We start from the raw sequence: 10,743 nt of genomic DNA on the forward strand, positions 1-10,743 counted from the left end.
AAAAAGAACCCCGGCCGATGAGCCGGGGTCGCTGGTGGTGAGGTGGTGTCAGGTCCGGCTTGGCGTGGCTTTGCCGCTGCGCAGCCCATCCAGACTGAACAGTACCAGCGCGCTCCAGATGCAGGCGAAGGTGAGCAGTTTGTCCATCGCCAGCGCTTCCCCATAGAGGGTGACCGCGAGGATAAACATCAGGCTGGGGCCTATGTACTGGAAGAAGCCCAGGGTGGAGAGCTTGAGCCGGGTCGCGGCGGCTGTGAAGCAAAGCAGGGGGGCCGTGGTGACGGCGCCTGCGGCGATCAGCAGCAGGTTGAGGTGCCAGTCGTTCTGGGTGAGATGGCTGGTGGGGCTGTCGGCAAAGCCCCACAGATAGATGGCCGCAGGCGGCAGCATGATCATGGTTTCGATCAGCAGACCGGTGAGGGCATCGAGGGCCAGTTTTTTGCGCACCAGCCCATAGATGGCAAAGCTCGACGCCAGCACCAGCGCAATCCAGGGCAAGGAGCCAAAGGCGATAAGCTGGATCGCCACCCCGGCAAAGGCCAGCGCCACCGCCCACCACTGCAGGCGGCGCAGCTTCTCGCTCAGAAACACCATTCCCAACAGCACGTTGAACAGCGGGTTGATGTAGTAGCCGAGGCTGGCATCCAGCATGTGACCGTTGTTGATGGCCCAGATAAACAGCAGCCAGTTGCCGCCGACGGTGACCGAGGTAAAGGCGAGGGTAAGCAGCACTTTTGGCTGGCGCAGCACCGCCTGCACCTTGTGCCACTGGCGTCCTGCCAGGGTGAGTACCATCAGCAGCACGCAGGACCAGATCATCCGGTGGGTGAGGATCTCGGCGGCCGGGACGGCAGAGATGGTCTTGAAATAGATGGGGGCTATGCCCCAAAGGGTATAGGCGCACAGGGCGTAGATGACGCCCTGACGCTGGATCTGTTGCGGCATGCGGATGACCTTTACTGAAGCGTTGGATGCGGGAAAACATCGCAAAAAATCAGTGTAGCGATCCTTTTGCGGGGAAAGAAGCGAATAAACGAAGTTTGAGGGGAAGGAAGCGAGTGGCTGGCCGGTCAACCTTTACCGCGGCGGATCTTGTCGACGTCCATCAACAGCCACAACATCAGGGCGATGGCGGAGATCCAGGGGCCCCAGGTCACGTAGGCCTCGCCGTGCCCCAGCACGAAGAACAGCAGGGGCAAACCGATCACCAGAAAAAGTACGCTTCCCAGAAAAAATAGCATTTTTGTCTTTATATTTAACATGTTGGCTTTTTTATCATTATAAGGATTGAGCCCGGTGATGGAAGGCCAAAAATGCAAAAGGGGGATTTCTCCCCCTTTTTGATCCGATAGTGCTGCTTTGTCGTGTTATTCCAGCTGAATCCAGGTGCTTTTCAGCTCGGTGTACTTCTCCAGCGCATGAAGTGACTTGTCGCGACCGTTACCGGACTGTTTGAAGCCGCCAAACGGCATGGTCATGTCACCACCGTCCCAGTTGTTGACGAAGACGGTGCCGGCGCGCAGGGCGCGTGAGCCCTTGACCGCCTTGTTGAGATCCGCCGTCCAGATCGCCGCGGCCAGACCGTAGTCGGTGTCATTGCCCAGCGCAATGGCCTCTTCCAGGGTATCGAAGCCGGTCACCGCCAGCACAGGGCCGAAGATCTCCTCGCGGAAGATGCGCATCTGCGGAGTCACGCCGTCGAAAATGGTGGGTTCGATATAGAAGCCGCCACTCTCCATATTGGTGCGGTTGCCCCCCAGCAGCAGTTTGGCCCCCTCCTGCTTGCCAATCTCGATATAGCGCAGCACCTGCTCCATCTGGATGTGATCCACCATGGCGCCGATACGGGTCGCAGGGTCGAGCGGGTTGGCCGAGATCCACTCGCGGGCATGGGCCAGCAGTCGCTCCATAAATTGCGGCTTGATGCTGTTTTGCACCAGCAGGCGGGAGGCAGCGGTACACACCTCGCCCTGGTTGTAGAAGATGGCGCCAGCGGCGCTCTTGGCCGCAGCATCCAGATCCGGTGCGTCGGCCAGTATGATGTTGGGGCTCTTGCCGCCGCACTCCATAAAGGCGCGCTTGAGGTTGGACTTGCCGGAGCACTCCACCAGATGTTTACCGATCTTGGTGGAGCCGGTAAAAGTGATGCAATCCACGTCCATGTGCATGGCCAGCGCCTCGCCCACGGTGTGGCCAAAGCCCGGCAGCACGTTGAACACACCGTCCGGAATGCCCGCTTCCTTGGCTAAACTTGCGATACGCAGGGCGGTCAGGGGGGATTTTTCGGAAGGCTTGAGAATGACCGAGTTGCCGGTAGCGAGCGCCGGGCCCAGCTTCCAGCAGGCCATCACCAGCGGGAAGTTCCAGGGCACTATGGCGGCGACCACCCCGAGCGCTTCGCGGGTCACCAGTGCCAGGGCGGACTCCTCCACCGGGGCGACCTGATCGTAAATCTTGTCGATGGCTTCGGCGTTCCAGGCTATGCAGTTGGCGGCAGCGGGGGCGTCATAGCCCATGGCGTCGCCGATGGGTTTACCCATATCCAGCGATTCCAGCAGCGCCAGCTCAACCTTGTTAAGGCGCATCAGCTCGGCGAAACGCTGCATGACCTGCTTGCGCTGTTTCGGCGGCAGGCCGCTCCAGCGCTTGTCGTTGAAGGCGTCACGGGCAGCCTGTACCGCCAGTTCGGCATCGGCGGCATCGCAGGCAGCCACCTTGGTCAGCAGCTTGCCGTTGGCCGGGTTGATGCAATCGAAGGTGGCGCCATTGACGGCATCCCGATAGCTGCCGTTGATAAAGGCTTGCGAGGGCAGGGTCAGATGGGCGGCCTTGTGTTGCCACTGGGCCAGGGTCAGGTCACTCATGTTCACTCCTTGAACCGGCAAAAGTCAGTTTCCGCGTATCAATATGCTAAACATCCAGCCGCTTGTAAATCCATCTTGTAACAATTCATTAAACATTGCCCACCTGTCGATGCGCGTCTGAATGTCAGAAACTGGCGGGGGTGTTGGCCGAGATCAGCACGCACTCCTGTTCGCCACTATTGCGAAAACGGTGGGGGGTGCGGCTGTCGAAGTAGTAGCCATCCCCGGCGCCCAGCAGGTAGATCTGCTCGCCCACGGTCACTTCAACTTCGCCCTTGATGACGATGCCGCACTCTTCACCCTCGTGGCTCAGCATGTCGTCGCCGGTGTCGGCGCCCGGTGGCAGCACCTCCTGCAACATGCCGATGGCGCGGTTGGCGCGGCTGTGCCCGACCAGCCGGTAGCTGATGGGATGCGTGCCGAGATCCGGCATATCGGCGGCGCGGAAGATCACTTCGGTGCCCATTTCAGTCTCTTCGGTGAAGAAGCTGGCCAGCGACATGGGGATCCCTTCCAGCACCTTGCGCAGGGAGGCGACAGAGGGGCTCACCTGATTTTTCTCGATCTGGGAGATAAAACCGTTGGTCACACCGGAGCGCTTGGCCAGCTCGCGCTGGGAGAGGGCCGCCTTGGTGCGAACCGCCTTGAGGCGGTGACCGATATCCATCTATAGACACTCCTTGACTGTTTACTATTATTAAAATTGTGTTAAATATCTTATACCACCCTGCTGATGCGTCTAGCTAGGGGTGGCACCAGACAGGGCGATAACGGGCCCTTTTTTATGGATTCAGGTGTTTAATTTAATAGGCGTTGGCCGACAGTTGCTAAACACCTTAAGGATGAGGTGACCATGAAACCGATCAGCGACATCAATACCCCCTCCGACATGTCCGCCTTCTGGATGCCGTTCACCGCCAACCAGCAGTTCAAGGCGGCGCCGCGTATCCTGAAGTCGGCAGAGGGGATGTATTATCACTCAGAGGATGGCCGCAAGATACTGGATGGCACAGCCGGACTCTGGTGTTGCAACGCGGGCCATGGTCGGCGCGAGATTGCCGAGGCGGTCTCCCAGCAGATTTCCCACCTCGATTTTGCCCCCACATTCCAGATAGGCCACCCCCTGCCGTTTGAGCTGGCCAACAAGCTGGTGGAGATCGCCCCCAAGGGGTTTGGCCACGTTTTCTATACCAACTCGGGTTCCGAGTCGGTCGATACCGCGCTCAAAATTGCGCTGGCCTGGCAGCGGGCTCGCGGTCAGGGCACTCGCACCCGGCTGATTGGCCGCGAGCGTGGCTATCACGGGGTCGGCTTTGGCGGCATCTCGGTAGGGGGCATTCCCGGCAACCGCAAGTGGTTCGGCTCCCTGCTGACCGGGGTGGATCATCTGCCCCATACCCTCAACATCGCCAAGAACGCCTTCACCAAAGGGCTGCCCGAGGAGGATGTGGCGCTGGCCGACGAGCTGGAGAAGATCGTCTTCCTACACGATGCCAGCAATATCGCGGCGGTGATCGTCGAGCCCATCGCTGGCAGTACCGGCGTGCTGATGCCCCCCAAAGGCTACCTCAAGCGGCTGCGGGAGATCTGCACCAAACACGGCATCCTGCTGATTTTTGACGAGGTGATTACCGGTTTCGGTCGCCTTGGCTCCCCCTTTGCGGCACAGGAGTTCGATGTCATCCCCGACATGATCACCTGCGCCAAGGGGCTCACCAACGGCGCTATCCCCATGGGCGCGGTGCTGGTGCAGAAGCACATTTATGACGACATGATGGCGGCAGGCAAGGGGGCTATCGAGCTGTTCCACGGCTACACCTATTCCGGTCATCCGGTGGCTGCGGCTGCAGGGCTCGCGACCCTCGAGATCTATCGCAACGAGAACCTGCTCAGCCGCGCCGCCGATCTGGCGGGCTACTGGGAGGAGGCGGCCCATTCGCTGAAGGGCTGCAAGCATGTGAAGGATGTGCGCAACTACGGGCTGGTGGCGGGTATCGAGCTGGAATCGATGCCGGATGCACCGGGCAGGCGCGCCTACGAGGTGTTTGTTCGCTGCTTCGAGAAGGGGGCACTGATCCGGGTGACCGGCGACATCATCGCCCTGTCGCCGCCCCTCATCATCGAGCGCAGCCAGATCGACGATCTCTTCACCCTGCTGCAGGATGCCCTGCAGGCCCAACCTTAACCCATTTGATGGCCCCGCACTGGCGGGGCCTTGCGTTGATTTGCTCAGCGCATTTACCACATCAGTTATCACGGAGGATACATGACATACAGGGTCAGCAACTTCATCAACGGCCAGCCGCAGGAGAGTCGCAGCGAGCGCCAGGGTGCCATCTTCAATCCCGCCTGTGGCAAGCAGCAGGGGAACGTGGGGCTTTCCAGCGCCGCCGAGTGTCAGGAGGCGATAGCCATTGCCGAGCGCGCCTTTGCCGACTGGTCACAAACCCCGCCGCTGGTGCGGGCCCGGGTCTTTTTCCGCTTCAAGGAGTTGATGGAGCAGCACAGAGATGAGCTGGCCCAGCTCATCAGCCGTGAACACGGCAAGGTCTTCTCCGATGCGCAGGGTGAGCTGACCCGCGGGCTGGAGGTGGTGGAGTTTGCCTGCGGCATCCCCCATCTGCTCAAGGGGGAGCACTCCCTCAACGTCGGCCGTGGAGTAGACAGCTACTCCATGATGCAGCCGGTCGGGGTTTGCGCCGGTATCACCCCGTTCAACTTCCCGGCCATGGTGCCGCTCTGGATGTTCCCGGTCGCCATTGCCTGCGGCAACACCTTCATTCTCAAACCTTCCGAGAAGGATCCCTCCCTCTCGCTGCGGATGGCCGAGCTGCTCAAGGAGGCCGGTCTGCCGGACGGCGTGCTCAACGTGGTGAACGGTGACAAGGAGGTGGTGGATGTGCTGCTGACCGACCCGCGAGTGGGTGCCGTGTCGTTTGTCGGCTCCACCCCCATCGCTCAGTACATCTATGCCACCGCCTCGGCCCACGGCAAACGGGTACAGGCGCTGGGCGGTGCCAAGAACCACATGGTGGTGATGCCGGATGCGGATCTCGATCAGGCGGTCTCCGCCCTGATGGGGGCTGCTTATGGGGCAGCGGGCGAGCGCTGCATGGCCATTTCGGTGGCCGTGGTGGTGGGTGACGAGACCGCCGATGCGCTGGTGGCCAAGCTGACACCGCTGGTGGAAAAACTGCGGGTGGGCCCGGGGCTGGGCCAGAGCCCGGAGAACGAGATGGGGCCGCTCATCAGCAAGGAACATCTGGCCAAGGTGCGTGGCTACGTGGATCAGGGGGTGACCGAAGGGGCCACGCTGCGGGTCGATGGTCGCACGCTGAGCCACGACGAGGGTTACTTTATCGGTGGCTGCCTGTTTGACGAGGTGACCCCCGAGATGCGCATCTATCGCGAGGAGATCTTCGGCCCTGTGCTCTCCATCGTACGGGTGCCGGACTACGAGACGGCGCTGCGCCTCATCAACGAGCACGAGTACGGCAACGGCACCGCCATCTTTACCTGCGACGGCGACACCGCGCGGGACTTCACGGCGCGGGTGCAGGTCGGTATGGTAGGGGTGAACGTTCCCATTCCGGTGCCGATGGCGTTTCACAGCTTTGGCGGCTGGAAGCGCTCCATCTTCGGGCCGCTCAACATGCACGGGCCGGACGGGGTTCGCTTTTATACCCGGATGAAGACGGTGACGGCGCGCTGGCCCCAGAGCCTGCGCAGTGGTGCCGAGTTCTCCATGCCGACCATGAAGTGACGCGCTGGCGCGTGCTCATGGCCTAACCTCTTGCCCCCGCCGGTCGTTGATTGGCGGGGGCGAACTCTGTAAAGGAACAACAGATGCGATTGGGAATTCTCGATTGTGACCGGCTCGATCCCGATCTGGCGGATCGTTTTGGCCCCGTTTACTCCGAGATGTTTATCAGGGGCTTTGCGGCCCTGGCCCCCGAACTGGAATTTCGGGTCTGGTCGGCTCTCGATGGGGAGCTGCCGGAGGATCTGCACGAGTGCGATGCCTGGCTCATCACAGGCTCGCGCCACGACGCCTATAGCGATATCCCCTGGATTCAGGCATTGCGGGCGTGGATCCGTCAGGCGCACGATGCCGACGTCAAGCTGGCCGGTGTCTGCTTCGGTCATCAGGTGATCGCCCAAGCGCTGGGCGGAGAGGTGGTGAAGTCCACCAAGGGATGGGGGCTGGGAGTGTCGGTGCATCCCATGCTGGCAGATGAGCCCTGGATGGCGCCAGCGCGGGATCAGATCCGCATTCTGGCCAGTCATCAGGATCAGGTGGCCCTGCTGCCGCCGGGGGCGACCCGACTGGCGGGCAACGATTTTTGCCCCAACTTCATGTTTTTGCAGGGTGATCACATCGTCGCCATTCAGGGGCATCCGGAGTTCTCGGTGGAGTACAACCGGGCGCTGATCGAGCGACGCCGCGGCCTGTTGCCCGACGAGCGCTACCAGAGCAGCCTCTCCTCGCTGGAGGGGGAGGTGGACTCGGCGACCATGATGCAGTGGCTGCTGCAGTTTCTGGGGATCCTGCCGCTGCGGGCTGGCGCAGCCTGAACCCGGTTTGTCAGCCACCCCTTCGGATGCTAGATTTTGTAGCAAAATGAAGGATCAAGCGCTGAGATGTCGGGATCGGATGGTACACTGGCCGCCCATGTGGCGGCCTGTTTGTCTGGCTTGATTGCCGTCCCGGCCTGAGCCAAACCTGTCTGAGCCAAACCAGTGTGAGAGTGTGACGCCTTGAAACTACAGCAATTGAAGTATTTGATCGCGATCCGGGACCACAACCTCAATGTGTCCGTGGCTTCCGATGCGCTCTTCACCAGCCAGCCGGGGGTCAGCAAACAGATTGGCCTGCTGGAGAGCGAGCTGGGGGTGCGGATTTTCGAGCGCCGTGGCAAGCACCTGCACCGCATTACGCCTGTGGGGGAAGAGATCATCAAGTGTGCCGAGGCGATGCTCAATATCGAGAGCAAGATCAAGGCGATCTCCCGCGAGTATCTGGACCCGACCGTGGGCACCCTCAATATTCACACCACCCACACCATCGCCCGCTACCTGCTGCCCAAGTCGGTCACCTACTTCACCAAGAAGTATCCCAAGATCTCGTTCCACCTCCATCCGGTAATGTCGGCGAGCAAGGAGCAGATCAGCAAGGGCTACTCCGATTTCTCCATCGTTGCCCACGAGATTGGCTTCGACAAGGAGCTGATCGCGCTGCCCGCCTACCTCTGGACCCTCTCGCTGGTGGTGCCGCAGGATCACCCGCTGGCCAAGGTGAAGAAGCCGACCCTGGAGCAGCTCTGTCACTACCCCATCCTCAGCTACGAGAGTGGCGCAACCGGTCGTCAGGTGCAGGACGAGGTATTCCATGCCGCCGGTCTCACCCCGAGCTACTACATGACGGTGATGGACGCCGGGGTGATCAAGCGCTACGTGGAGCTGGGCTTTGGCATCGGCATCATCTCCTCGCTGGTGGCCAACGACACCGACAGCCCCGGGCTGGTCTCCATCAATCTGGAACACCTGTTCAAGCCCTGTCCGGCGCAGATCTGTTTCAGCAAGAGCATCTTGCTGCAGAACTACATGTATGACTTCATCAGCTCCTTCTCGCCCCACCTCACCAAAGAGGTGATCCAGAGCGTGATGCAGCAGCCGAGTCAGGCGCGTATCGACGAGCTGCTGGCCGGGGTGGAGCTGCCCATCTATTGATCCCGATCGGATTCCCGATCGCTGCCGGTTGTCTCTTCTGTCAGGCTGGGCTCTACTCGGGGTTCAGCCTGTCTCTTTAGGGCTATCTCCATCGTCCGAGGTCTCTATGTCCCGCATTCTGCTGCTTGCCAATCTCAACTGTGATCATGTGCTCTCCCTCTCCGAACCGCTGGTGGCGGGGGCCCGGCTGCAATATGTGGATCAGGGGCGCAGGCTCGGTGGTGGCGCCGCCAATACCGGCATAGGGCTGGTATGGGCAGGTCACGAGGTGACCATTGCCTCCCGCATCGGGCTGGACGAGACCGGCGACTGGCTGCTGGAGCAGGCGGCCGGTTACGGGCTGGATTGCAGCCATGTGGAGCGCTTTGGTGGCGAGACCGGCGAGCTGCTGATCCTGGTGGACTCCACCGGCGAGCGCACCATACTGCGCCGCCCGCGGCGTCCCGACCTGCCCGGCGATCTGCCGCTGGAAGGGGTGGATTGCCTCTATGTGAACTATCCCGGCACCGCCATCATCAGTTACATGCGCCAGATGCTCGGCAAGAGCTTCGTGGTAGCCCAGTATCCCAAGGGCGGCCAAGCGCGCCGTCCCTGCCATGTGCTGGTGGCCTCCCGCTCCGATCTCGGCGAGGTGAGCGACCCTTGGCAACATGCCCGCCAGCTGGCGGGGGAGCAGCTCGAATGGCTGGTGCTGACCGAAGGCAAGGCAGGCGCCGTGGCCATCCATGGTGAGGAGCAGATCCGGGTCGCTGCCCGGCCGGTCTCGGTGGTCGATACCACGGGGGCGGGGGATGCCTTCGCTGGCGGATTGATCCATGGTCTGGCGCGGGGCATGGCGATCAAGGATGCGTTGCAGTGCGCGGTGGACTGGGGCGCGTTTGCCGTCGCCTCCGAGAGCTCCATCCCCTCGGTCGCGCTGAAAAACTGGCTGAAACAACCCCACTGAACCACCTCTTTGACGGTCGATTGAGGGTTGGTTTGCGGGCCATATGGCTGCTGGTCGAAGAGGCTTGGTGAGGGGGATGGTTCGGGAGATTTACCCGCTATAAAGCGGGTAAACGCCGGGCTAACCCGGCAAGTTTGCGATCAATCAAAGAAAGTGTCGATTTATGTGCATCTTCATCGACACCCGGTTGTGCTGCTCTTAACCTGTCACTCCGCAACTCAGATTAAGAGACAGGCCCCCTCTGGCGAGCCAATGGGCAAACAGAGGCGAACCGGTTGTCTCCTGCCTCTTAGCTCAATGTTGTCGTCCTGATTCCTGGCTTGTAGTAAGAGGCAAGTGCGACCATGCAACTGACACGATTTACCGACTACGCCCTGCGTACCCTGACCTTCCTGGCGGTTCAGCCGGGGGATCGTCTGTCGACCATTACCGAAGTGGCCGATACCTTCGGCATCTCTCGCAACCACGTGGTCAAAATTGTGCACCAGCTTGGCATCAAGGGGTACATCGAGACGGTACGCGGCAAGCACGGTGGCATCCGCCTCGGTCGCTCGGCGGTCTCCATCAATTTGCGGGATGTGGTGATGGACATGGAGCATGTGCTCTGTCCGGTCGATTGCAAGCGCGAGAACTGCCGTCTCTCCGGCGGCTGCCGCATTCAGGGCATCCTGCGCCGCGCCATGAACGCCTTCCTCGAAGTGCTGGGTGAATACACCCTGGCTGATGCGGTGCGCGATCCCAATCGTCTCTGCCACCTGCTGGGTATCGAGCAAGAGACTATTGTGACCATGGCCTGACAGGGCGCGGAATAACGAACAAGATGTGAAAGGGGCCTGATGGCCCCTTTTGCTTTTGCACGCGGGTGGTTTTTAGCGACTGCCCGGCTGGCGGATCAGGGTGATGGAGCCGTGCAGGCAGGCGAGGCCGCAGGCACCACAGCCATTGCAGGCATCCATATTGACGTTGATGCCGTCGGCTGTGGCCTTGATCGCCTGCTGGGGACAGGCATCTTCACAGAGCAGGCAGTAGAAGCCCTGCCGTGCCTGACAGCTCTCCTCGATCTGGACCCGGGTCTGCACCTGCCGACCCAGTTGCAGGTCGAGGGCGCCGGTGGGACAGGCTCTGGCGCAGCTGCCGCAGTAGCTGCACTGGCCACAGGCGAGATCGAGCACCGGGGTGCCGGCAATCGGGCTCCCCTCGTAC

Annotated in this window: 11 protein-coding genes; 6 read left to right on the plus strand and 5 right to left on the minus strand. The window is 61.2% G+C overall.

Annotation, left to right across the window (positions count from 1 at the left end):
• Nucleotides 1-48 precede the first annotated feature (48 nt).
• The 4 genes from rarD to AB5Y92_RS17075 form a co-directional block, all read right to left on the minus strand.
• On the minus strand, nt 49-945 hold the full coding sequence (gene rarD, locus AB5Y92_RS17060; RefSeq protein ID WP_042079771.1) for an EamA family transporter RarD: 897 nt from the start codon (nt 943-945) through the stop codon (nt 49-51).
• 125 nt (nt 946-1,070) lie between these two features.
• Nucleotides 1,071-1,241, minus strand: a complete 171-nt coding sequence (locus AB5Y92_RS17065; protein ID WP_005341999.1) for a hypothetical protein — start codon at nt 1,239-1,241, stop codon at nt 1,071-1,073.
• A gap of 126 nt (nt 1,242-1,367) precedes the next feature.
• Nucleotides 1,368-2,864: an aldehyde dehydrogenase gene (locus AB5Y92_RS17070; RefSeq protein ID WP_368227222.1), complete on the minus strand. Its 1,497-nt coding sequence runs from the start codon at nt 2,862-2,864 to the stop codon at nt 1,368-1,370.
• Between the two features lie 124 nt (nt 2,865-2,988).
• The gene (locus AB5Y92_RS17075) at nt 2,989-3,531 is read right to left on the minus strand and encodes a cupin domain-containing protein (protein ID WP_005339643.1); all 543 of its coding nucleotides are present in this window, start codon (nt 3,529-3,531) and stop codon (nt 2,989-2,991) included.
• A gap of 186 nt (nt 3,532-3,717) precedes the next feature.
• Between AB5Y92_RS17075 and AB5Y92_RS17080 the strand changes: the two genes are divergently transcribed.
• The 6 genes from AB5Y92_RS17080 to AB5Y92_RS17105 all read left to right on the plus strand — a co-directional run bounded on the left by AB5Y92_RS17080 (nt 3,718) and on the right by AB5Y92_RS17105 (nt 10,337).
• Nucleotides 3,718-5,049, plus strand: coding sequence for an aspartate aminotransferase family protein (locus tag AB5Y92_RS17080; protein WP_368227223.1), 1,332 nt, complete (start codon nt 3,718-3,720; stop codon nt 5,047-5,049).
• An 81-nt stretch (nt 5,050-5,130) separates the two neighbouring features.
• A complete protein-coding gene (locus AB5Y92_RS17085) occupies nt 5,131-6,627 on the plus strand; it encodes a CoA-acylating methylmalonate-semialdehyde dehydrogenase (RefSeq protein WP_368227224.1) in 1,497 nt (498 codons plus the stop codon).
• Between the two features lie 83 nt (nt 6,628-6,710).
• Complete coding sequence (locus AB5Y92_RS17090; protein WP_005357481.1) at nt 6,711-7,439, plus strand: glutamine amidotransferase; 729 nt, start codon at nt 6,711-6,713, stop codon at nt 7,437-7,439.
• A gap of 183 nt (nt 7,440-7,622) precedes the next feature.
• Nucleotides 7,623-8,594, plus strand: a complete 972-nt coding sequence (locus tag AB5Y92_RS17095) for a LysR substrate-binding domain-containing protein (protein ID WP_005356189.1) — start codon at nt 7,623-7,625, stop codon at nt 8,592-8,594.
• Between the two features lie 106 nt (nt 8,595-8,700).
• Entirely contained in the window at nt 8,701-9,540 is an 840-nt protein-coding gene (locus AB5Y92_RS17100; RefSeq protein ID WP_042062429.1) for a PfkB family carbohydrate kinase, read from the plus strand.
• A gap of 344 nt (nt 9,541-9,884) precedes the next feature.
• A complete protein-coding gene (locus AB5Y92_RS17105; protein WP_005339654.1) occupies nt 9,885-10,337 on the plus strand; it encodes an Rrf2 family transcriptional regulator in 453 nt (150 codons plus the stop codon).
• A 72-nt stretch (nt 10,338-10,409) separates the two neighbouring features.
• On the opposite strand, the gene AB5Y92_RS17110 is transcribed toward AB5Y92_RS17105, so the two are convergent.
• Nucleotides 10,410-10,743, minus strand: a 334-nt coding sequence (locus AB5Y92_RS17110) for a 4Fe-4S binding protein (RefSeq protein ID WP_368227225.1), incomplete at its 5' end; no start/stop codon positions are given.

The organism is Aeromonas sp. R1-1 (assembly GCF_040908495.1).
Classification (GTDB): domain Bacteria; phylum Pseudomonadota; class Gammaproteobacteria; order Enterobacterales; family Aeromonadaceae; genus Aeromonas; species Aeromonas veronii.

Bases quoted from the DNA above. Each gene is read 5' to 3' on its own strand.
- AB5Y92_RS17105 (WP_005339654.1), top strand. From the start codon at position 9,885: ATGCAACTGACACGATTTACCGACTACGCCCTGCGTACCCTGACCTTC.
- AB5Y92_RS17070 (WP_368227222.1), bottom strand. From the start codon at position 2,864: ATGAGTGACCTGACCCTGGCCCAGTGGCAACACAAGGCCGCCCATCTG.
- AB5Y92_RS17100 (WP_042062429.1), top strand. From the start codon at position 8,701: ATGTCCCGCATTCTGCTGCTTGCCAATCTCAACTGTGATCATGTGCTC.
- AB5Y92_RS17085 (WP_368227224.1), top strand. From the start codon at position 5,131: ATGACATACAGGGTCAGCAACTTCATCAACGGCCAGCCGCAGGAGAGT.
- AB5Y92_RS17075 (WP_005339643.1), bottom strand. From the start codon at position 3,531: ATGGATATCGGTCACCGCCTCAAGGCGGTTCGCACCAAGGCGGCCCTC.
- AB5Y92_RS17090 (WP_005357481.1), top strand. From the start codon at position 6,711: ATGCGATTGGGAATTCTCGATTGTGACCGGCTCGATCCCGATCTGGCG.
- AB5Y92_RS17065 (WP_005341999.1), bottom strand. From the start codon at position 1,241: ATGCTATTTTTTCTGGGAAGCGTACTTTTTCTGGTGATCGGTTTGCCC.
- AB5Y92_RS17080 (WP_368227223.1), top strand. From the start codon at position 3,718: ATGAAACCGATCAGCGACATCAATACCCCCTCCGACATGTCCGCCTTC.
- rarD (WP_042079771.1), bottom strand. From the start codon at position 945: ATGCCGCAACAGATCCAGCGTCAGGGCGTCATCTACGCCCTGTGCGCC.